We start from the raw sequence: 20454 nt of genomic DNA on the forward strand, positions 1-20454 counted from the left end.
ATCAACTCTCAGACTGACGGCAAAGATCGCAACTCCCAAAGCCACGATCTCTTGATTTTGGTCAGAACCCTTCAAGCACAATCTTGCCCTTGGACTTGCCACTCTCCAGCAGTTCATGGGCGCGGCGCAGGTTGGCTGCGTTGATGGTTCCGAAGTGCTCACCGACCGTGGTTTTCAGCGTGCCCGCATCGATCAGCCCGGCGACGCGGTTGAGCAGTTTGTGCTGCTCGATCATGTCTGCGGTCTCGAACAGCGAGCGGGTGTACATGAACTCCCAGTGCAGCGACAGGCTCTTGCGCTTGAGCTTGGTCACGTCCAGCGCCTTGGGATCATCGATCAGCGCCAGTTTGCCTTGCGGCGCCAACGCCTCCACCAATTGATCCAGGTGTTGGTCAGTCTGGGTCAGGCTGGCGACGTGGGTGACATGTTCGAACCCGGCACGTTTGAGTGCTTCACTCAGCGGCTGACTGTGATCGATCACTTGATCGGCACCCAGGTCACGCACCCAGCTCTGGGTTTGGGCACGGGACGCGGTGCCGATGACTTTCAGCCCGGTGAGCTGGCTGGCCAATTGCGTGAGGATTGAACCAACGCCCCCGGCGGCACCGACGATCAGCAGGCTCTGACCCTCATCGGTTTTGCCTTCGCGTATTTGCAGGCGTTCGAACAACAGTTCCCACGCGGTGATGGCGGTCAGCGGCAGGGCGGCGGCTTCGGCGAAACCAAGAGTTTTCGGCATATGGCCGACGATGCGCTCATCCACCACATGCAGCTCACTGTTGCCGCCGGCACGGACGATGGAGCCGGCGTAGAACACCTTGTCGCCGGCCTTGAACAAGGTCACTTCGCTGCCGACAGCCTTGACGACACCCGCCACGTCCCAACCCAGCACTTTGGCCGCGCCACCTTCAGGCTGCACGTTCTGGCGAATCTTGGTGTCCACCGGGTTGACCGAAATGGCTTTGACCTCCACCAACAGGTCGCGCGGGCCGGCGACCGGTTCTGGCAACTCGACGTCTTGCAGAGACTTTTCGTCGCTGATCGGCAGGGAGGCGTAGTAGGCAATGGCTTTCATAGTGGGGTCCCGGGAGAAGGATGATTTCGATGGCACAGATGATTGGTTATTTCTCCAAGAGATAAAACCCGCTAAAAGAGCAGTCTCTTTCAATATTTTTTTGATAATCGGGGCTGACGATGTTGCGTTTCGATGACTTGCAGTTGTTCGTTCGGGCAGCGGACCTGGGCAGTTTGTCGGCGGCGGCGCGGGTGATGGACCTGTCGGCGGCGGTGGCCAGCGCGGCGTTGAAACGCATCGAACAACAACTCGGCGCACGCTTGCTCACCCGTTCTACCCGTAGCCTGCGCCTGACGGCCGAAGGCGAGGGCTTTTTGGAATACGCCCGGGCCGCCTTGAGCAATCTCGATGAGGGCCGCCGTTTGCTGGCCAGTGGGCAGGATCAGGTCAGCGGGATTTTGCAGCTGTCGGCGCCTTCGGATTTCGGTCGCAACCTGCTGTTGCCATGGCTCGACGAGTTTCAGCGCGAGCACCCGAAACTCACCGTACGGTTGCTGCTGGGCGACCGCATCGCCGATCTGTTCCGCCAACCGGTGGACATCGCCCTGCGTTACGGCGAGCCGGAAGACTCGAGCCTGGTGGCGTTGCCCATCGCGCCGCAGAACCGCCGCGTGCTCTGTGCTGCGCCGAGTTATCTGGCCCGACATGGCGAACCACGGCATCTGGAGCAATTGGCTCAGCACAATTGCCTGCTGTTTATGCTCGGTAGCCGGGTCCACGATCACTGGAGTTTTCACGACGGCAAACGCGAGGTGAGCCTGACCGTCAGCGGCGATCGCTTCAGTGACGATGCCGATGTGGTGCGGCTGTGGGCCGTGGCGGGAGCAGGGATTGCGTACAAGTCCTGGCTCGATGTCGCCGCCGATGTGCTCGCCGGTCGGTTGAAAGTGCTGATGCCTGAACTGCTCTGTGAGCGCGCACCGCTGAATTTACTGTGCGCCCATCGCGCACAATTGAGTAAGCCGGTGAACCTTTTGCGGGAAATGCTTGCCAGCCGATGCGCTCGGATAAGCAGTCAATTTCCGACGATATCGGGTGTCGATCATTAGTCGCAGGCAAATAGCGAAATTTCTGTCAGGAACTATCACCACCAATGGATCCCCGAGGGCAGGAACCGGCGGTTAACCCGCTTATACTAGCGCCCGCCTCATGTACGCACCGTCGATCTCGCAATGGCGAGTCCACGTTCGAGTCGGTCAGACCCTACGGTCATCACCGGACCTTCGCTGCACCCGCGAAGCAATGGCTTGGGTGAGTGGGTGGCTTTGCCCGGCTTATGGCGGTTTTCGCGTCTTGGCCGAAGACACATTACTGGTCAAGATGTCTCTGAGCAGTAGACGAAACGATTCAACAGGGAGTGAATACATGGAACATGCACCTTGCATCAGCCAGATCGCCACGTTGCTGGCTGACCCAAAGCGCAGCGCAATGATGTGGGCCTTGATGGACGGCTCGGCGCGGCATACCGAGGAGCTGGCGTTGCTGGCGGGCCTGTCGCCGTCTTCGGCCAGTGCGCATTTGGGGCGCTTGTCCACCGGCGGTCTGTTGAAAGTCGAAACCCGTGGGCGCAAACGGTTTTTCCGACTTGCCGCGCCCGAAGTCGGCGCCGCAATAGAAGCCCTGGCCAGTGCTACCCTGGCCAGCGCGCCTCGGGATATTCCAGAGGTGTTCAAACGCACGAGCCCTATCGCCAAACCTCAGGCGGCGCCTTCGTCACTGCTGCGGGCCCGGCTCTGCGATGACCATCTGGGAGGCACCCTGGCCGCCGATCTTTACCGGCGTCTGCTGGATGCCGGCTGGATCGAGCAGCTCGATCAGCGGGTCATGATCACTCACAAGGGTTCCACGCAATTGGCAGCACGCGGTGTGTTCATCCAGGCACTGGCCCATCGCAACGGCAGAGTCGCCTGCGCGTGCCCGGACTGGAGCGAAAGACGCCCGCACATGGGCGGTTCCTTGGGCGCGGCCTTGTTGCAACTGTTCATGCAGTCCGGCTGGTTGAGCCTGCCCAACGATTCGCGAGCCTTGCAGATCACGGCCACGGGGCAACGTGAAATCCATCGTTTCGCCAAGGAAACCGAGCTGGACATGGCGCTTTAGAGCTATTGGTGGGGCGATGTCCGGGATTCTGGGCTTCAGGCGTCGTTCAGAGCTCTGGGCAGGTCGCATCCAGCAATAACCCCCAGCGACTATCGCGCACACTCGATCCGGGGACTTTCGGATTGGGGGGAATGTGGCATGGAAACACGAAGCTTCAGCGCGGCAGAACGACTGGAACGGCTGCCCATCAGTGGTTATCACCGCATCATTTTCATCATCATCGCCCTGGCGTTTTTCTTCGACTCCATGGACCTGGCGATGATGACCTTCCTGCTTGGCTCGATCAAAACCGAGTTCGGCCTGAGCACGGCGCAGGCCGGGTTGCTGGCCAGTTCGAGTTTCTTCGGCATGGTGGTGGGCGCCTCGCTGTCCGGCATGCTGGCCGACCGCTTCGGGCGCAAACCGGTGTTCCAGTGGAGCATTGTGTTGTGGGGCATCGCCAGCTATCTGTGCTCCACGGCGCAGAACGTCGAAACGCTGACGTTGTTCCGAATCCTCTTGGGGATCGGCATGGGCATGGAGTTTCCGATTGCGCAGTCGATGCTGTCGGAGCTGATTCCGGCCAAGCGGCGTGGGCGTTACATCGCGTTGATGGACGGTTTTTGGCCGCTCGGTTTTGTGGCCGCCGGGGTGCTGTCGTATTTCCTGTTGCCGGTGATTGGCTGGCGCGACATCTTTCTGGTGTTGGCGGTACCGGCGGTGTTCGTCCTGGCGATTCGTTTTTTCATTCCCGAGTCGCCGCGCTGGCTGGAACAGGCCGGGCATCATGATGTGGCGGACACGGTTTTGCGCCGCATCGAAGAACGGGTTCGGGCTTCATTGGGCCGTTCGGATCTGCCTGAGCCGATTCGCCTGCCCCGGGTGGCGAGTCAACCGGGCAACTTCTTCTCCGCGCTGCGGGAAATCTGGTCGGCACAGTATCGCCAGCGCACGATGATGATCTGGAGCGTGTGGTTCTTCGCCTTGCTGGGTTTTTATGGCCTGACGTCCTGGCTCAGTGCGCTGTTGCAACAGTCGGGCTTCGCCGTGACCCAGTCGGTGTATTACACGGTGCTGATTTCCCTCGGCGGGATCCCCGGTTTCCTCATGGCCGCCTGGCTGGTGGAGCGTTGGGGGCGTAAGCCAGTGTGCGTCGTGACCATGCTCGGCGGCGGGGTGATGGCGTTTCTTTATGGTCAGAGCGCGGTGTTCGGCGGCAACGTCAGCCTGTTGATCGCCTCGGGACTGCTGATGCAGTTCTTCCTGTTCGGCATGTGGGCGGTGCTCTACACCTACACCCCGGAGTTGTACCCGACGTCGGCACGGGCCACGGGCTCGGGGTTCGCTTCGGCCATCGGCCGGGTGGGTTCGCTGCTCGGGCCATTGGTGACCGGGCTGGTGTTCCCGATGACGGGGCAGGGCGGGGTGTTTGCGCTGGGGGCGATGTGCTTTGCGATTGCGGCGGGGGTGGTGTGGATCTTCGGGATGGAGACCCGGGGCAAGACCTTGGAAGAATTGAGCGAGCCGGTGACCGTCCGTTAATCACCGAACCTGTGGGAGCGAGCAGGCTCGCTCCCACAGGTTTATTGGGTGACCTTTAAGGTTTCACCAACCGTGCATCCAGGCTGTTCTGCGCCAAACGCTTGGCCTGATCCTGGGTCATGCCCAAATCGGTGTACAGCGCGTGGAAGTTCTCGGTGACATAGCCGCCAAAGTACGCCGGGTCATCGGAGTTCACCGTGACCTTCACACCGCGCTCGAGCATCTCGAGTATGTTGTGCTGGGACATGTGATCGAACACGCAGAGTTTGGTGTTCGACAACGGGCACACCGTCAGCGGGATCTGCTCGTCGATGATCCGCTGCATCAAACGCTCGTCTTCGATGGCGCGCACGCCATGGTCGATGCGCTGGATTTTCAGCAGATCGAGGGCTTCCCAGATGTACTCGGGCGGGCCTTCTTCACCGGCGTGGGCCACGGTCAGGAAGCCTTCGTGGCGAGCACGGTCAAACACGCGCTGGAACTTGCTCGGCGGGTGGCCCATCTCCGAACTGTCCAGGCCCACGGCGACAAACGCATCGCGGAACGGCAGCGCCTGGTCGAGGGTTTTCTGCGCTTCGTCTTCGCTCAAGTGGCGCAGGAAGCTGAGGATCAAACCGCTGGTGATGCCCAGTTGCTGTTCGCCATCCTTCAACGCGGCGGCGATGCCATTAAGCACCACTTCGAACGGGATGCCACGGTCGGTGTGGGTTTGCGGGTCGAAGAACGGTTCGGTGTGAATCACGTTCTGTTCCTTGCAGCGCAACAGGTAGGCCCAGGTCAGGTCGTAGAAATCCTGGGAGGTGCGCAACACATCGGCGCCCTGGTAATACAGGTCGAGAAACTCTTGCAGGTTGTTGAAGGCGTAGGCCTTGCGCAGGGTGTCGACGTCGCTCCACGGCAGGGCAATCTTGTTGCGTTCGGCCAGGGCGAACAGCAGCTCAGGCTCCAGCGAACCTTCCAGGTGCAAGTGCAATTCTGCCTTGGGCAGAGCGTTCAGCCAGTCGTACATTTTTGAAATCTCATCAGGTGCAATGAGGGCATTCTACAGATGCCCGCAGAAACAATGAGTAAAACCTGACCAGCCGGTTCATTACACGGCTTTCTGTTCCCGCCGATAGGCGTAGGTGTCGGCGAAGCGCGAGAGCAGGAATTCGGCGCAGGTGGTGGCCGGATACTTCGCCGGATGCTGTTCGTCCTGGCAACCGGGCAGGCATTCGATGGGTGTGTCGGGGTGTGGCTCGGCAAAGAACGGCATCGAGTACCGATCCACCCTCAGCGGGCTGATCACCCGATGCGGTGTCGACAGATAACGGTCGTTGCTCCAGCGCGCCATCATGTCGCCGAGGTTGACCACGAATGTGCCTTCGATCGGCGGCGCATCGATCCATTGGCCTTTTACGTTCCGCACTTGCAAGCCGCCAGCGGCATCCTGATAGAGCAGGGTGATGCAGCCGTAATCGGTATGGGCGCCGGCGCCTTGTTGATCGGAGGAGCTGGCCGTGTGGCGTGGCGGGTAATGAATCATCCGCAGCACACTGACCGGTTCTCTGAAACGGCTATCGAAGAAGTCACGCTCGATGCCCAGCGCCAGGGTCATGGCCCGCAGCAGGGTTTGCGCGAGTGCTTGCATGTCGACGTAGTGTTGCTCCATCAGCGATTCCCAACCGGGCAGCGACGGATGACGGTTGGGCCCGCGCAAGGGTTTTTCCGCCAGCACCTCGGGATGATCGGCCGGCAGGTGCAGGCCCATGTCGAAGGTTTCTTTCAGGTCGCTGGGTTTGCTCGGGTCGAGTTGTTCAGTGGCGATGGCGCCGTAGCCGCGGTGGTGGCGGGTCTGGGTGATGTCGATCTTGAGTTTTTCGGCGGTGGGCAGGGCGAAGAAGCGTTGGGCATGGTCGAGCACGGCACTGATACGCTCTGCCGAAATCGGGTGGCCTTTGATGTAGAAAAAGCCCCATTCGCGGCAGGCGTGGTCGATTTCTGTGGCGACCGATTGCCAGGCTTGAGCGTCATCGCTGTAGAGCGGGGCGATGTCGATGATCGGGAGTTGGTTCATTGACGGTTCCAGGCGAGGTTTGGTGCTGGGGCCAAAAGATCGCAGCCTCGCTTCGCTCGACAGCTCCTACAGGTGTAAGCCAATCCATGTAGGCGCTGCCGCAGGCTGCGATCTTGGCGGTGTCACGGGTAAAAAATCACTTCGGCATATCGGCCTTCATGCCTTCCACGTAGTAGTTCATCGACGCCAGTTCCGCATTGGTCGCACTCACGCCCGCCGGGATTTTCTCCACGCCGGCCTGGTCCTTGATCGGCCCGGTGAATGGATGCAGCGCACCGCTCTTGATGTCGGCAATGATCTGCTCGGCTTCGGTTTTCACCGCGGCCGGCACCAGGTCGCTGATTGGTAGCTCAACCGTGCCTTCCTGCAGACCGCCCCAGTAATCCTGGGATTTCCATGTATGGTCGAGCACGCTTTGAGTCGCCTGAATGTAGTGCGGGCCCCAGTCGTTGACGATAGACGTCAACACCGCTTTCGGCCCGAAGTGCGCCATGTCCGATGCATAGCCGACGGCATATACGCCACGCCGTTCGGCGGCCTGGATCGGTGCCGGGCTGTCGGTGTGCTGGAACACCACGTCCACGCCCTGATCGATCAGCGCATTGGCGGCGTCGGCTTCCTTGCCCGGATCGAACCAGGAATTGACCCACACCACTTTGATCTCGGTGCCCGGGTTGTACTTGTTCAGGGCCAGTTGGATGGCGTTGATGTCGCGGATCACTTCCGGGATCGGGAACGAGGCGACATAGCCGATTTTCTTGGTCTTGGTCATCTTCGCGGCGAGGAAACCACCGACGTAGCGGCCCTCGTAAGTACGTGCCAGGTAAGTGCCGAGGTTCTTGTCCTGCTTGTAGCCGGTGGCGTGTTCGAAGGTCACCTTGGGAAATTGTTTGGCGACTTTCAGGGTCGGGTTCATGTAGCCGAAAGACGTGGTGAAGATCAGGTCGTACTTGTCCTTGGCCATGTTGCGGATCACCCGCTCGGCATCGGCGCCTTCGGCGACGTTCTCTACGTAGTTGGTGGTGATCTGGTCGCCGAACTTCTCCGCCAGTGCCTTGCGTCCCTGTTCATGCTGATACGTCCAGCCGTGGTCACCGATCGGGCCGATATAGACGAAGCCGACTTTCAGCGGGTCGACGGCACTGGCGGTCAGGCTGGCGCTCAGACCGATGGCTGCGGCGACAGCGCAAAGCAGCTGCTTCAACGGACGTTTGTGCATGAACTGGAACTCCATTTTGTTGTGAGGTGTGCCAGGTCAATGCAAATTGCTGACCAACAGGACAACAAAATAAAAAGATCGCAGCCTTCGGCATGAGTCACGCTCCTGTAGGAGCTGCCGAAGGCTGCGATCTTTTGATGTTCAATTCATCGCTGGAGCCAACCCGGTGCATTGGCTCCAGCTCATGCCATCCGCTGGTGCGGGCGCCTCACACAAAACGGTGGGAGCGGGGGGGTATCAGGTGCCGGCGATCAACTGCCGGGCCGCCTGGCTGTGATCGGCGATCAACCCTTTCAGATCCAGCCCCTCAACCTGCCCATCGATCACCCGCCACTTTCCGCCGACCATCACCCGGTCCGCCCGGTCCGCGCCGCACAGCAGCAGCGCCGAAACCGGATCGTGGCTGCCGGAGAAGCGCAGCTCATCGAGTTTGAACAGCGCCAGATCGGCTTGCTTGCCCACCGCCAGTTCGCCGATATCGCTGCGCCCGAGCAACTGCGCCGAGCCCTTGGTGGCCCAGCCCAATACGCGTTCCGGGGTGATCTTCTCCGCGCCATAACGCAGGCGCTGGATGTACAGCGCCTGACGGGTTTCGAGCATCATGTTCGAGGCATCGTTGGACGCCGAACCGTCCACCCCCAAGCCCAGCAACGCGCCAGCATCGGTCAATTCGATGGTCGGGCAAATCCCTGAAGCCAGGCGCATGTTCGAACTTGGGCAATGGCAAATACCGGTGCCGGCCGCGCCGAGGCGGGCGATTTCGTCGGGGTTGAAATGAATGCCGTGGGCCAGCCAGGTGCGTGGGCCGAGCCAGCCGACGCTGTCCAGATAATCCACGGTGCGCAGGCCGAAGCGTTGCAGGCAGAAGTCTTCTTCGTCGAGGGTTTCGGCCAGGTGAGTGTGCAGGCGCACGTCGAGGGTGTTCGCCAGTTCGGCGCTGGCGGACATGATTTCCGGGGTTACCGAAAACGGCGAGCACGGCGCCAAAGCGATCTGGATTTGCGCGCCGTCACCACGTTCGTGGTACTCGGCAATCAAGCGCTGGCTGTCGGCGAGAATCACTTCGCCTTCCTGGACAGTTTGCTGCGGCGGCAGCCCCCCGTCTTTTTCACCGAGGCTCATCGAGCCGCGAGTGAGCATGGCGCGCATGCCCAGTTCGCGGACGCTCTCGACCTGCACGTCGATCGCATTTTCCAGGCCTTCGGGAAACAGGTAATGGTGATCAGCCGCAGTGGTGCAGCCGGACAGCAGCAACTCGGCCAAGGCGACTTTGGTGGCGAGGGCGAGTTTTTCCGGCGTGAGTCGCGCCCAGACCGGATAGAGGGTTTTCAGCCACGGGAACAACGGCTGATTGACCACCGGCGCCCAGGCGCGGGTCAGGGTTTGATAGAAGTGGTGATGGGTGTTGATCAGCCCCGGCAGGATTACGTGTTCGCGGGCATCGAAGACTTGTCCACAGGGGGCGGACGGTTGCTGGCCGGCGCCGAGCACTTCGACGATCAAACCGTCTTGCAGCACCAGACCGCCACGGGCATCGAGCGCGTTGGCCGTGAAAATGGCGAGGGGATTTTTTAACCAGGTACGGGTCGCAGGCATAGTGGCCGGCTCCTCTGAAAGTTGGGTTCAGGGTTGCCAGCTCAGTGTTGCCCTGTCTGCTGATCCAGGGTCGCCGCGGGGGGCGAGGTGCGGAGTTTCAATCAAAAAAGCTTCGCGGGCAAGTCGGATCGCCGCACCGCTCGCTTCTACAGGTCCGACGCATGACCTTGTAGGAGCGAGCGGTGCGGCGATCCGACTTGCCCGCGAAGGCGTCAAATCCAATACCCATTTACCAGGGAATGGTCTCGCCCCGGTAGTTCACAAAATGATGCCCGCCCTTGCCGGCATACGCATTCACCTGATCGATCAACCCGCGGGTGCTGGTTTCCACATCAATGTCGGCACCTTCGCCACCCATGTCGGTCTTCACCCAGCCCGGGTGCAGCGACAGTACGGTGAGTTTCTGCTCGCCCAGTTGCGTGACGAAGCTGTTGGTCATCGAGTTCAGCGCCGCTTTGCTGGCCTTGTACAGCGCCAGCTCCGGCGCGTCGGGCATGGTCACACTGCCCAGCACCGAACTCATGAACGCCAGCACGCCGCGGCCTTCACGAATCTGCCCGACGAAACGCTGGGCCAGGTTGATCGGCGCCACGGCGTTGGTGAAGAACAATTGACCGACCTCGGCCAGGGTCGCGCCACCCGGTGTCTGGACCTCCGGCCCCTTGACCCCGGCATTCACGAACAACAGGTCGAACACCTCGCCCTTGAGCTTTTGGCTGAGGGCGATGACCGCTTGCTGATCGTCCATGTCGAGTTTTTCGATCCGCACCTTGCCCAACGCCTGCAAGGCTTCGGCGCTCTGCGGGTTGCGCACGGTGGCGGTGACTTGCCAGCCGTCGGCCAGCAGGGTTTTCACCAGACCGAGGCCCAGGCCCCGGGAGGCGCCGATGATGAGTGCGGTTTTTGCCGTGGACATGAATGGCTTCCTTGATAAGTGAGGATCACGGATTCAAAGGACAGGCATTGGCAGGGTCGGGCGCCTGCCACAGCGCGGCGACGCTGCTGCCGATTTGACCCTGGAGCATACTCCAGGCTTTAGCCTTGTTGCTCCCTGATTTTTACCCGGCCCGCCACGGCTGCCCCAATGACACCGGCGCATACAACCGCGTGCGCACCGCATCCCGGGACAACAGCACCAACACCACAATGGTCGCGACATACGGCAGCATCGCCAGCAGACTCGACGGAATCGCCAGCCCCAACCCCTGCGCCACCAAATGCAGAATGCTGGCGAGACCGAACAGGTATGCCCCAAGCAGCAACCGCCATACCCGCCAACTGGCGAACACCACCAGCGCCAGGGCAATCCAACCGCGACCGGCGCTCATGTTTTCCGCCCACATCGGCGTGTAGGCCAGCGACAGATAAGCCCCGGCCAACCCCGCCATCGACCCGCCAAACAACACCGCCAGCGTGCGTACGCGCAACACCGGCAAGCCCATCGCACTGGCGGCGTCCGGGCTTTCGCCGACCGCCTGAATAATCAACCCGACGCGACTTTTCAGAATCACCCAGGCCACCAGCGCAAACAGGGCAAACGACAGATACACCAGCAGGTCCTGGGCAAACAGCATCCGCCCGATCAGCGGGATTTCACTCAGATAAGGAATCGCCACCGGCTCGAAACCCGTCAGCGGTTTGCCGACCCACGCAGCGCCAACGAAGGTCGACAGGCCCACGCCAAAGATCGTCAATGCCAACCCGGTCGCCACCTGATTGGCGTTGAACACCAGCGCCACCAAGGCGAACAGCGACGACAACAGCATTCCGGCGAACATTGCCAGCAACACACCAAGCCAGAGATTGCCGCTGTTCAGCGCGACGATAAAACCGATCACCGCGCCAAACAGCATCATGCCTTCCTGCCCAAGGTTCAGGACGCCGCTTTTCTCGCAAATCAGCTCGCCCAGCGCCACCAACAACAGCGGTGTGCCGCAGCGAACCATGGCATAGAAAATATTGCTCAGCAGATCGATGTCCATCACAAGGCTCCTGCTTGTACGGCGGTGGTCGAGGTGCGCCGTACCCAGCGCAGGTTCAAACGTGGTCGGTAGAGAATCAGCACGTCACTGGCCAGCAGGAAAAACAGCATCATCCCCTGGAACAATTGAGTGATGGCTTGCGGCAGGTTCATGCTCATCTGCGCGCTCTCGCCACCGATGTACAGCAGCGCCATCAACAGGCTGGAAAACAGGATGCCGACGGGATTCAGCCGCCCGAGAAACGCCACAGTGATCGCCGCATAGCCATAACCCGGCGAGACCTGCGGCACCAATTGGCCGATGGGCCCGGTGACTTCGCAAACCCCGGCCAGCCCCGCCAGGCCGCCGCTGATCAACAGCGCCAGCCAGATCAGCCGCTTCTCGCGAAAGCCGACGAAACCCGCCGCGCGCTTGTCCAGCCCGAGCACTTTGATCTGGAAACCGACAAAGCTCTTCTGCAACAACACCCACACCGCTACCAGTGCGAGCAAGGCGAAATACACGCCCGCATGAACCCGACCGTCCTCCATCAACAGCGGCAAACGACTGGCATCGCCAAACATCGCCGACTCCGGAAAGTTGAACCCGGCCGGGTCCTTCAGCGGCCCGTGGACACAGAACAGCAGCAGGTTCAAAGCGATGTAATTGAGCATGATGCTGGTCAGGATTTCATTGGCGTTGAAGCGTGTGCGTAACCACGCCGTCAACCCGGCCCACGCGGCACCGGCCAAGGTGCCGGTGAGCAGGATCAACACCAGCGCCCAACGACTTTGCAGGCCAATGATGTTTACCGCCAACGCACTGCCGGCCAAGGCACCGAGCAGCAACTGACCTTCGGCGCCGATGTTCCAGATCCGTGCCTGATACGCCACTGCCAGGCCCAATGCACAGAGCAGAATCGGCAACGCTTTAACCAACAGTTCGGAGACGCCGTACACGTCGCTGATCGGTGCAATCAACAGGGTGTGCAAGGTCAGCAATGGGTCGTGGCCCAGCGCGATAAACAACAATGAGCCGCAGCCCAGGGTCAACACAGCCGCCAGCAATGGCGAGCACCACAACATCAGGCGCGATTGCTGGCCACGGGGTTCGAGAGAAAGCAGCATGTGAAACTCCGTTAAAGCGTTACGGGTGCAGGTGATTGAGGTACGTCGAACTGGCCGGCCATCCAGCCACCGACATCGGTCAGGCGGGTGTCGACGGTGGCCTGCAGTGCCGACAGCCGACCGCCGCACAAGGCGCCGAGGCGATCGCTGATCTGGAACAGTTCGTCGAGGTCTTCGGAGATCACCAGGATTGCCGCGCCAGCGTCGCGCAAGGCAATCAGCGCTCGGTGAATGGTCGCGGCGGCGCCGACATCCACGCCCCAGGTTGGGTGCGCGGCCACCAACAATTCGGGTTGCTGAAGGATTTCCCGGCCGAGGATGAATTTCTGCAAGTTGCCACCAGACAGGCTGCGAGCCGGTGCCTGGGCATCGAGTGTCTTGACCCCGAAGCGGCGGATGATGTCTTCGGCCAGTGCCTCGACCTTGCCGCGCTGGATCAGCCCATTGCTGACCAGCCCCTGTTGAAATGCGGTGAGCAGGGCGTTATCCGCCAGGCTCAATTCCGGCACCGCGCCATGACCCAGGCGCTCGGCGGGGACGAAGGCCAGGCCGAGTTTGCGTCGTGCATCCGGCCTCAGGTGCGCTATTGGCTGCCCGCCGAAACTGATCTTCGCCCCGTCATTTCCCGGCAGTCGTTCTTCGCCACTGAGCAAGGCCAGCAACTCATCCTGGCCATTGCCGGCCACCCCGGCGACACCGACGATTTCACCGCTGCGCACCTCGAGATCAATGTCCTTGAGCGAGCAGCCGAACGGATCCGGGTTGTGCCAGGACAATCCAGTCACGTTCAGAAACGCATCAGCACCCCTGACCTTCGGATAGTCGGTAATCAGCTCGGCGGCTTCACCGACCATCAGCTGCGCCAGTTGCCGGTCCGAACACTCGGCCGGCACGCAATGCCCGGCCACTCGTCCGCCGCGCAACACCGTGGCGCTGTGGCACAACGCACGCACTTCGCCGAGCTTGTGGCTGATGAACAGAATGCTGCAGCCCTCGGCGGCGAGTCGACGCAATGTGACGAACAATTCGTCGGCCTCCTGCGGGGTCAGTACCGACGTCGGCTCATCGAGAATCAGCAGGCGGATGTCCTGCATCAGGCAGCGAATGATTTCCACCCGCTGACGCTCGCCGATGGACAGGCTGTGGACCAGTCGCTCCGGCTCCAGCGCCATGCCATAGCGTTGGGACACTTCACGAATCTTTGGCTCAAGCTGCTTTGGCGTACCGGCCGCCGCGCCCATCGCCAAGGCGATGTTCTGCGCCACGCTCAGGGTTTCGAACAGCGAGAAATGCTGGAACACCATGCCGATCCCGAGGCCGCGGGCCTGGGCCGGATTGCGCATGGTCACGCGCTGGCCCTGCCAGATCATCTCCCCTGAGTCTGCGTGTGTGACGCCGTAGATGATCTTCATCAGGGTACTTTTGCCCGCTCCGTTTTCGCCGAGCAGGGCGTGGATTTCACCGGGCGCAATGCTCAAGTCGATGGCATCGTTGGCCAGGCAACCGGGGTAACGTTTGCTGATTCTGCGCAATTGCAGGCGGGGTGTTTGATCGGGGGGAGGCGCAGGGTTGGACATGACAGGCTCGGGTCGCAAAGGTTATGCCTGTGGATAAAGCAATTTCCTGGCCATTGAGTCAGGAAATAGACAAAAGCCCGCTGGCACAGGCGTTGCGGACGCTGCCTCGACCTATTCCAATTCCTGGTGAGGCACCACTTGAGGGCAAGCCTTTTGATCAGGCTCCGGTTTTGCGCGCGATCAATTGGTTAAAAAACGAGCAATAAGCTGCAGGCATTGTCAGACATGGGGCTGCGCCAGCCATGAACGGGTTATCCACAGCTTGTTCCACAGTATCTGTGCGCAAGCCGACCGCGTAGGTATAAGCACTGAGGGGCTTTCTTCTAATGGCGATAAACCGCTCTAACTGATTGTTTTTACATGGAATAAACGTCGCGGCAGGCGAGTTGGACGAAAAATGAGCAAAGCCCGCAAAGCCGCATGACAGAAGGGTTACAGCAGAATGTGCTCAGGTTATCCACAGCCGGGTGCACAGCAGATGTGGGCAAGTGTCGAGAGCAAAGAAAATCGGGGTGCCCCAAAAGATTGCAGCGCCCTCAGGCGTGTAGCAGCTGCCGAAGGCTCGGGCCGCGTTCGGACGATCTTTTGATCTTCAACGCTGCAACAAAATACGCCCGCGACTCAAATCCGCCAGCTGCGTTTGTAGCGTACTTATCTGCCCGTCGCCAATCGCCAATTGCAGTTCCACGCCATTGGCCGTGAAGGTTTCCTCCACCACCAAACCACCCAGCTCCGCCACCCGAAGCTTCACCAGCGCCAACTCGCCAAATGCACAGGCACAACTGACCGGCACCCGACTGATCAGCTCAACCTTCGGCGCCCCTTGCAGGCACTTGTTGGCACTGCCGCCATACGCTCGGGCGAGGCCGCCGGTGCCCAGCTGAATGCCGCCATACCAGCGGATCACCACGACCGCGACCTGGTCGCAATCCTGCGCTTCAATCGCCGCAAGGATCGGCCGGCCAGCGGTGCCACCGGGTTCGCCATCGTCACTGCTGCGGTATTGATCGCCGAGCTTCCAGGCCCAGCAATTGTGCGAGGCGTTCAAATCACTGTGTTGCTCGATGAACGACTGGGCATCGGCTGCGCTGGTGATTGGCGCGGCGAGGGCGATGAAGCGGCTTTTGCGAATCTCTTCGCGGTATTCGCAAAAACCGCTGAGGGTAAAAGGCATAGGTGTCTTAAATAGCAGGCGTCAGGCCGCAGCCTTTGAGAATGATGCGAATCAGGTTGCTGCCGGCGTCTTCCATGTCTTGCTTGGTCAACTTGGTGCGCCCGGTGACACGGCAGATCTGCGTGGCAAAGTCGGCGTAATGCTGGGTGCTGCCCCACAGCAGGAAAATCAGGTGCACCGGGTCGATCGGGTCCATTTTGCCGGCGTCGATCCACGCCTGAAACACTGCGGCCCGACCCTGAAACCAGGTGCGGTAGTCCTGGTTGAAATGTTCGGTCAGGCAATCACCGCCGCTGATGACCTCCATCGCGAAGACCCGCGAAGCCTGTGGCTGGCGCCGGGAGAATTCCATTTTTGCGCGAATGTATCGGGTCAGCGCTTCAGCCGGATCGTCCTCGACGGTCAGGGTATTGAAGGTGCTGTCCCACAACTCAAGGATGTTACTCAGCACCGCCACGTACAAACCGAGTTTGTTGGTGAAGTAGTAATGCAGATTCGCTTTGGGCAACCCGGCTTTCTGCGCGATGGTGTTCATGCTGGTGCCTTTGAACCCGTGACGAGCGAACTCGTCTTCGGCGGCTTTGATGATGGTCTCTTCGTTCTTCTGACGAATGCGGCTGGCGGGTTTGCCGCCGTGGGCTGGGACTTCAAAGGTCATAGGCACTTCCGAACAGGTAGATGGGTGCAACCAGATGCGTTGATAGCGCACCCGCGGGCCTCAGACAAGTCCTGTGGCGATAAAACCCTTATGCAGGCTGGATCGGATTGCTTTCAGGCCTGCCCGTCAGCTTCCTATCGTGTCGCCGCGAGGCTTTCCAAAAAGCTCTCCAGAACCAGATGCGGGCGCCGGCCCTTGCGGGTGACCGATGCCAGGCTCAGGTCATAAAAGCGTGCCTTGGGTTTCAGTGCACGCAAACGGCCTTGCTGCACCCAGAGGCTGGCGTAGTGATCCGGCAGGTAACCAATGTAGCGCCCGGTCAGGATCAGGAAGGCCATGCCCTCGCGATCCGACGCACTGGCGGTGCAATTGAGCGCCTGGTAATGGGCCTGAATCTCGGCGGGCAAACGGAAGGTCGGGGCGATGGCGTCCTGGCTGTTGAGGCGCTCATCGTCCAGTTGTTTGTCGTCGACGTAGAACAGCGGATGGCCGACCGCGCAATACAGCAGCGAGCGTTCGCTGTAGAGCGGCTGATATTCCAGCCCCGACAACGCGCTGGCTTGCGGCACCACGCCGACATGCAAGCGACCGTCGAGCACGCCTTGTTCGACTTCATTGGGCGCGATCATGCGGATCTGGATCTGCACGTCGGGGCCGCGTTCCTTCAGTTGGGCCAGGGCGTGGGTGATGCGCATGTGGGGCAGGGTGACCAGGTTGTCGGTCAGGCCGATGGTCAACTCGCCGCGCAAGTGTTGGTGCAGACCGTTGACCTCGGTGCGGAAACTTTCCAGCGCACTTAAAAGCTGCAACGCAGATTGGTAGACCTCGCGGCCTTCTTCAGTCAGGGAAAACCCCGCGCGACCTCGCTGGCACAGGCGCAGGCCGAGGCGTTGCTCCAGATCGCTCATTTGCTGGCTGATGGCCGAGCGACCGATACCCAGCACCGATTCCGCCGCGGAAAAGCCGCCGCACTCCACCACGCTACGAAAAATCCGCAGCAGGCGGATATCAAAGTCACTGACTTGCGCCAACGGATCGGGGCGACGGGTGCTCATAGTTTAGTCTGGGTCTGACTGAAGGTTAGAAAAGTTGGATTTCACCGACTTTATCCCCGTGGCAATTTAGCTGCAAGAACGCTTTTGATCTCCACGCCGCTTATTTGCTCTGCGAGGTTTTGCCCATGAACGTGCCTGAAAACGCCCCGACTTCCCTGGCCAGCCAGCTCAAGCTCGATGCCCACTGGATGCCCTACACCGCGAACCGCAATTTCCAGCGTGACCCGCGCCTGATCGTGGCGGCCGAGGGCAGTTGGCTGACAGACGACAAGGGCCGCAAGGTCTACGATTCGCTCTCGGGTCTGTGGACCTGCGGCGCCGGGCACACCCGCAAGGAAATCCAGGAGGCGGTGACCAAGCAATTGGGCACCCTCGATTACTCGCCGGGCTTCCAGTACGGTCACCCGCTGTCGTTCCAGCTGGCCGAGAAAATCACCGACCTGACCCCGGGCAATCTGAATCACGTGTTCTTCACCGATTCGGGTTCTGAGTGTGCAGATACAGCGGTGAAGATGGTGCGTGCCTACTGGCGCCTGAAAGGCCAGGCCACCAAGACCAAAATGATTGGTCGTGCCCGTGGTTATCACGGCGTGAACATTGCCGGCACCAGCCTTGGCGGTGTGAACGGCAACCGCAAACTGTTCGGTCAGGCGATGATGGATGTCGATCATCTGCCGCACACCTTGTTGGCGAGCAATGCTTTCACTCGTGGCATGCCGGAGCAGGGTGGTATCGCACTGGCGGATGAATTGCTCAAGCTGATCGAGCTGCACGATGCCTCGAACATCGCCGCGGTATTCGTCGAGCCATTGGCCGGTTCCGCTGGCGTGCTGGTTCCGCCGCAGGGTTACCTCAAGCGTCTGCGCGAGATCTGCGATCAGCACAACATCCTGCTGGTGTTCGACGAAGTTATCACCGGTTTCGGCCGTACCGGTTCGATGTTCGGCGCCGACAGCTTTGGCGTCACACCGGACCTGATGTGCATTGCCAAGCAAGTCACCAACGGCGCGATCCCGATGGGCGCGGTGATTGCCAGCTCCGAGATCTACCAGACCTTCATGAACCAGGCGACGCCTGAGTACGCGGTGGAATTCCCGCACGGCTACACCTATTCCGCGCACCCGGTGGCTTGCGCCGCAGGCCTGGCGGCACTCGACCTGCTGCAAAAGGAAAATCTGGTGCAGAGCGTGGCTGAAGTCGCGCCGCATTTCGAAAGCGCGCTGCACGGTGTGAAGGGCAGCAAGAACGTCATCGACATTCGCAACTACGGCTTGGCCGGCGCGATCCAGATCGCGCCTCGTGACGGAGATGCCATCGTGCGTCCGTTTGAAGCCGGCATGGCCCTGTGGAAAGCCGGGTTCTATGTGCGCTTCGGCGGCGACACCCTGCAGTTCGGCCCAACCTTCAACAGCAAGCCGCAAGACCTTGATCGTCTGTTCGACGCGGTCGGCGAAGTGCTGAACAAGATCGACTGATTCCCTCTTCTATATAAAGGCGTCCTTTCAAAGGACGCCTGTGGACAATTTCAGGAGCCCCGCATGAGCCTCATCCCGCATTTGATCAATGGCGAACTGGTGACCGAAGACGGTCGCACGGCCGACGTGTTCAATCCGTCTACCGGTCAGGTTATCCACAAGCTGCCGTTGGCCAGCCGCGAAACCATTCAGAAAGCCATCGACTCGGCCAAGGCTGCGTTCCCGGCCTGGCGTAATACGCCAGCGGCCAAGCGCGCTCAGGTGATGTTCCGCTTCAAGCAACTGCTGGAGCAGAACGAAGCCCGCATCGCACAACTGATCAGCGAAGAACACGGCAAGACCCTGGAAGATGCCGCCGGTGAATTGAAGCGCGGGATTGAAAACGTCGAGTTCGCGTGCGCGGCACCGGAAATCCTCAAGGGTGAGTACAGCCGTAATGTCGGGCCGAACATCGATGCCTGGTCGGACTTCCAGCCATTGGGCGTGGTGGCCGGCATTACCCCATTCAACTTCCCGGCCATGGTGCCTCTGTGGATGTATCCATTGGCGATCGTCTGCGGCAACTGCTTTATCCTCAAACCGTCCGAGCGTGATCCAAGCTCGACGCTGTTGATCGCACAATTGTTACTGGAAGCCGGCCTGCCGAAAGGCGTGCTGAGTGTGGTGCATGGCGATAAGGCCGCAGTGGACGCGCTGATTGAAGCGCCGGAAGTCAAAGCGCTGAGCTTCGTCGGTTCGACGCCGATTGCCGAGTACATCTACGCCGAAGGCACCAAGCGCGGCAAACGTGTCCAGGCGCTGGGCGGGGCGAAGAACCATGCGGTATTGATGCCGGATGCGGATCTGGATAACGCGGTCAGCGCTTTGATGGGCGCGGCTTACGGTTCGTGCGGTGAGCGCTGCATGGCGATTTCGGTGGCCGTGTGCGTCGGTGACCAAGTGGCGGATGCGTTGGTGGCCAAACTGACGCCGCAGATCAAGGCACTGAAAATCGGCGCCGGTACGACTTGTGGCCTGGACATGGGGCCTCTGGTCACCGGTCAGGCGCGGGACAAGGTGAGCGGTTATGTTGAAGACGGCGTAGCCTCCGGTGCGACGCTGGTGGTGGACGGTCGTGGTCTGAGCGTGGCCGGTCATGAGGACGGCTTCTTCCTGGGTGGCTGCCTGTTCGATAACGTCACGCCGCAGATGCGCATCTATAAAGAAGAGATCTTCGGGCCGGTGCTGTGCGTCGTCCGGGTCAACAGCCTGGAAGAGGCGATGCAACTGATCAATGATCACGAGTATGGCAACGGCACCTGCATCTTTACCCGTGATGGGGAAGCGGCGCGGTTGTTCTGCGATGAGATTGAAGTGGGTATGGTCGGCGTCAACGTACCGTTGCCGGTGCCAGTGGCGTATCACAGCTTTGGTGGCTGGAAGCGTTCGCTGTTCGGCGATCTGCATGCTTATGGTCCGGATGGCGTGCGGTTCTATACCCGTCGCAAGGCTATTACCCAGCGCTGGCCGCAACGGGCAAGCCATGAAGCTTCGCAATTCGCATTCCCTAGCTTGTAAGTAGAAGGGCAGAAGGCCGACCTCTAGAGGTCGGCCTTTGTGTTTTCGGGCTGTTTTGACCGATATGACAGAAATGTGAAATTAGAGGTTGACGGCAGATTCTGGACGTCTATAATTCGCCCCACTTCCGGCGCAGTCGAAACGGAAAACTCCTTGGTAAACAACGAGTTACGTAGTTTTCGACCGCGGTTACGCTTCAGTTCATCGAGGCCAGAAGGAGTTGGTAGGGCAGGGTGTTGTCGCCTTATTGACGGTTCGATCTTCTCGGTCGAAAGCGGAGAAAAAGAGGTGTTGACAGCAGCG

Annotated in this window: 19 protein-coding genes; 6 read left to right on the forward strand and 13 right to left on the reverse strand. The window is 60.5% G+C overall.

The genetic code is table 11. The annotated features are described in order from the left end of the window. Positions 1 to 61: 61 nt before the first annotated feature. Positions 62 to 1075 (reverse strand): zinc-binding alcohol dehydrogenase family protein, encoded by a 1014-nt coding sequence (locus tag PMI21_RS08270; RefSeq protein WP_007940153.1) that lies wholly within the window; start codon positions 1073 to 1075, stop codon positions 62 to 64. Positions 1076 to 1194: 119 nt separating this feature from the next. On the opposite strand from PMI21_RS08270, the gene PMI21_RS08265 reads away from it, so the two are divergent. From PMI21_RS08265 to PMI21_RS08255, 3 genes are all read left to right on the forward strand, one after another. Further along, positions 1195 to 2124 carry a LysR family transcriptional regulator gene (locus PMI21_RS08265; RefSeq protein WP_007940154.1) on the forward strand — a complete coding sequence of 310 codons (930 nt, stop codon included), beginning with the start codon at positions 1195 to 1197 and terminating at the stop codon, positions 2122 to 2124. A 316-nt stretch (positions 2125 to 2440) separates the two neighbouring features. Beyond that, the gene (locus tag PMI21_RS08260) at positions 2441 to 3175 is read left to right on the forward strand and encodes an ArsR/SmtB family transcription factor (RefSeq protein WP_007940155.1); all 735 of its coding nucleotides are present in this window, start codon (positions 2441 to 2443) and stop codon (positions 3173 to 3175) included. A 138-nt stretch (positions 3176 to 3313) separates the two neighbouring features. After that, on the forward strand, positions 3314 to 4696 hold the full coding sequence (locus PMI21_RS08255) for an MFS transporter (RefSeq protein ID WP_007940156.1): 1383 nt from the start codon (positions 3314 to 3316) through the stop codon (positions 4694 to 4696). A gap of 55 nt (positions 4697 to 4751) precedes the next feature. Here PMI21_RS08255 and PMI21_RS08250 read toward each other — a convergent pair whose 3' ends face one another. From PMI21_RS08250 to PMI21_RS08215, 8 genes are all read right to left on the reverse strand, one after another. Then, positions 4752 to 5705 carry an adenosine deaminase gene (locus PMI21_RS08250; RefSeq protein ID WP_007940157.1) on the reverse strand — a complete coding sequence of 318 codons (954 nt, stop codon included), beginning with the start codon at positions 5703 to 5705 and terminating at the stop codon, positions 4752 to 4754. 81 nt (positions 5706 to 5786) lie between these two features. Continuing rightward, the gene (locus PMI21_RS08245) at positions 5787 to 6752 is read right to left on the reverse strand and encodes an isopenicillin N synthase family dioxygenase (protein ID WP_007940158.1); all 966 of its coding nucleotides are present in this window, start codon (positions 6750 to 6752) and stop codon (positions 5787 to 5789) included. A gap of 136 nt (positions 6753 to 6888) precedes the next feature. Then, entirely contained in the window at positions 6889 to 7971 is a 1083-nt protein-coding gene (locus PMI21_RS08240) for a BMP family ABC transporter substrate-binding protein (protein ID WP_007940159.1), read from the reverse strand. Positions 7972 to 8208: 237 nt separating this feature from the next. After that, positions 8209 to 9567: an 8-oxoguanine deaminase gene (locus tag PMI21_RS08235; protein ID WP_007940161.1), complete on the reverse strand. Its 1359-nt coding sequence runs from the start codon at positions 9565 to 9567 to the stop codon at positions 8209 to 8211. Between the two features lie 229 nt (positions 9568 to 9796). Continuing rightward, on the reverse strand, positions 9797 to 10483 hold the full coding sequence (locus PMI21_RS08230; RefSeq protein ID WP_007940164.1) for an SDR family oxidoreductase: 687 nt from the start codon (positions 10481 to 10483) through the stop codon (positions 9797 to 9799). Positions 10484 to 10625: 142 nt separating this feature from the next. Further along, positions 10626 to 11549: an ABC transporter permease gene (locus PMI21_RS08225; RefSeq protein ID WP_007940165.1), complete on the reverse strand. Its 924-nt coding sequence runs from the start codon at positions 11547 to 11549 to the stop codon at positions 10626 to 10628. After that, complete coding sequence (locus PMI21_RS08220) at positions 11549 to 12655, reverse strand: ABC transporter permease (RefSeq protein WP_007940166.1); 1107 nt, start codon at positions 12653 to 12655, stop codon at positions 11549 to 11551. Before PMI21_RS08220 ends, PMI21_RS08225 begins: the two co-directional genes overlap by 1 nt. 11 nt (positions 12656 to 12666) lie before the next feature. Then, complete coding sequence (locus PMI21_RS08215) at positions 12667 to 14232, reverse strand: ABC transporter ATP-binding protein (RefSeq protein WP_007940167.1); 1566 nt, start codon at positions 14230 to 14232, stop codon at positions 12667 to 12669. 29 nt (positions 14233 to 14261) lie between these two features. On the opposite strand from PMI21_RS08215, the gene PMI21_RS29555 reads away from it, so the two are divergent. Beyond that, positions 14262 to 14438 (forward strand): hypothetical protein, encoded by a 177-nt coding sequence (locus tag PMI21_RS29555; protein ID WP_157214321.1) that lies wholly within the window; start codon positions 14262 to 14264, stop codon positions 14436 to 14438. Between the two features lie 386 nt (positions 14439 to 14824). Here the strand turns inward: PMI21_RS29555 and PMI21_RS08210 are convergent, their stop codons facing one another. The 3 genes from PMI21_RS08210 to PMI21_RS08200 form a co-directional block, all read right to left on the reverse strand. Then, the gene (locus PMI21_RS08210) at positions 14825 to 15406 is read right to left on the reverse strand and encodes an IMPACT family protein (protein ID WP_007940168.1); all 582 of its coding nucleotides are present in this window, start codon (positions 15404 to 15406) and stop codon (positions 14825 to 14827) included. A gap of 7 nt (positions 15407 to 15413) precedes the next feature. Next, positions 15414 to 16064, reverse strand: a complete 651-nt coding sequence (locus PMI21_RS08205; protein ID WP_007940169.1) for a TetR/AcrR family transcriptional regulator — start codon at positions 16062 to 16064, stop codon at positions 15414 to 15416. A gap of 134 nt (positions 16065 to 16198) precedes the next feature. Beyond that, positions 16199 to 17119: a LysR family transcriptional regulator gene (locus PMI21_RS08200; protein WP_007940170.1), complete on the reverse strand. Its 921-nt coding sequence runs from the start codon at positions 17117 to 17119 to the stop codon at positions 16199 to 16201. A gap of 125 nt (positions 17120 to 17244) precedes the next feature. Here PMI21_RS08200 and PMI21_RS08195 point away from each other — a divergent pair, with 125 nt between their 5' ends. Together PMI21_RS08195 and PMI21_RS08190 are read left to right on the forward strand one after the other, a co-directional pair. Beyond that, positions 17245 to 18594 carry an aspartate aminotransferase family protein gene (locus PMI21_RS08195; RefSeq protein WP_007940171.1) on the forward strand — a complete coding sequence of 450 codons (1350 nt, stop codon included), beginning with the start codon at positions 17245 to 17247 and terminating at the stop codon, positions 18592 to 18594. A gap of 63 nt (positions 18595 to 18657) precedes the next feature. After that, complete coding sequence (locus PMI21_RS08190; protein ID WP_007940172.1) at positions 18658 to 20151, forward strand: CoA-acylating methylmalonate-semialdehyde dehydrogenase; 1494 nt, start codon at positions 18658 to 18660, stop codon at positions 20149 to 20151. Positions 20152 to 20174: 23 nt separating this feature from the next. Here the strand turns inward: PMI21_RS08190 and PMI21_RS29920 are convergent. Continuing rightward, on the reverse strand, positions 20175 to 20454 hold a 280-nt coding region (locus tag PMI21_RS29920; RefSeq protein WP_238541228.1), incomplete at its 5' end, for a hypothetical protein.

It is taken from the genome of Pseudomonas sp. GM18 (assembly GCF_000282195.1).
Classification (GTDB): Bacteria; Pseudomonadota; Gammaproteobacteria; order Pseudomonadales; family Pseudomonadaceae; genus Aquipseudomonas.

What these genes read in the sequence shown, in the direction of transcription:
- PMI21_RS08200 (WP_007940170.1), bottom strand. Translation starts at nt 17,119, where the DNA reads ATGAGCACCCGTCGCCCCGATCCGTTGGCGCAAGTCAGTGACTTTGAT.
- PMI21_RS08270 (WP_007940153.1), bottom strand. Translation starts at nt 1,075, where the DNA reads ATGAAAGCCATTGCCTACTACGCCTCCCTGCCGATCAGCGACGAAAAG.
- PMI21_RS08260 (WP_007940155.1), top strand. Translation starts at nt 2,441, where the DNA reads ATGGAACATGCACCTTGCATCAGCCAGATCGCCACGTTGCTGGCTGAC.
- PMI21_RS08240 (WP_007940159.1), bottom strand. Translation starts at nt 7,971, where the DNA reads ATGCACAAACGTCCGTTGAAGCAGCTGCTTTGCGCTGTCGCCGCAGCC.
- PMI21_RS08230 (WP_007940164.1), bottom strand. Translation starts at nt 10,483, where the DNA reads ATGTCCACGGCAAAAACCGCACTCATCATCGGCGCCTCCCGGGGCCTG.
- PMI21_RS08255 (WP_007940156.1), top strand. Translation starts at nt 3,314, where the DNA reads ATGGAAACACGAAGCTTCAGCGCGGCAGAACGACTGGAACGGCTGCCC.
- PMI21_RS08195 (WP_007940171.1), top strand. Translation starts at nt 17,245, where the DNA reads ATGAACGTGCCTGAAAACGCCCCGACTTCCCTGGCCAGCCAGCTCAAG.
- PMI21_RS08250 (WP_007940157.1), bottom strand. Translation starts at nt 5,705, where the DNA reads ATGTACGACTGGCTGAACGCTCTGCCCAAGGCAGAATTGCACTTGCAC.
- PMI21_RS08190 (WP_007940172.1), top strand. Translation starts at nt 18,658, where the DNA reads ATGAGCCTCATCCCGCATTTGATCAATGGCGAACTGGTGACCGAAGAC.
- PMI21_RS08235 (WP_007940161.1), bottom strand. Translation starts at nt 9,567, where the DNA reads ATGCCTGCGACCCGTACCTGGTTAAAAAATCCCCTCGCCATTTTCACG.
- PMI21_RS08205 (WP_007940169.1), bottom strand. Translation starts at nt 16,064, where the DNA reads ATGACCTTTGAAGTCCCAGCCCACGGCGGCAAACCCGCCAGCCGCATT.
- PMI21_RS08245 (WP_007940158.1), bottom strand. Translation starts at nt 6,752, where the DNA reads ATGAACCAACTCCCGATCATCGACATCGCCCCGCTCTACAGCGATGAC.
- PMI21_RS08225 (WP_007940165.1), bottom strand. Translation starts at nt 11,549, where the DNA reads ATGGACATCGATCTGCTGAGCAATATTTTCTATGCCATGGTTCGCTGC.
- PMI21_RS08265 (WP_007940154.1), top strand. Translation starts at nt 1,195, where the DNA reads ATGTTGCGTTTCGATGACTTGCAGTTGTTCGTTCGGGCAGCGGACCTG.
- PMI21_RS08220 (WP_007940166.1), bottom strand. Translation starts at nt 12,655, where the DNA reads ATGCTGCTTTCTCTCGAACCCCGTGGCCAGCAATCGCGCCTGATGTTG.
- PMI21_RS08210 (WP_007940168.1), bottom strand. Translation starts at nt 15,406, where the DNA reads ATGCCTTTTACCCTCAGCGGTTTTTGCGAATACCGCGAAGAGATTCGC.
- PMI21_RS08215 (WP_007940167.1), bottom strand. Translation starts at nt 14,232, where the DNA reads ATGTCCAACCCTGCGCCTCCCCCCGATCAAACACCCCGCCTGCAATTG.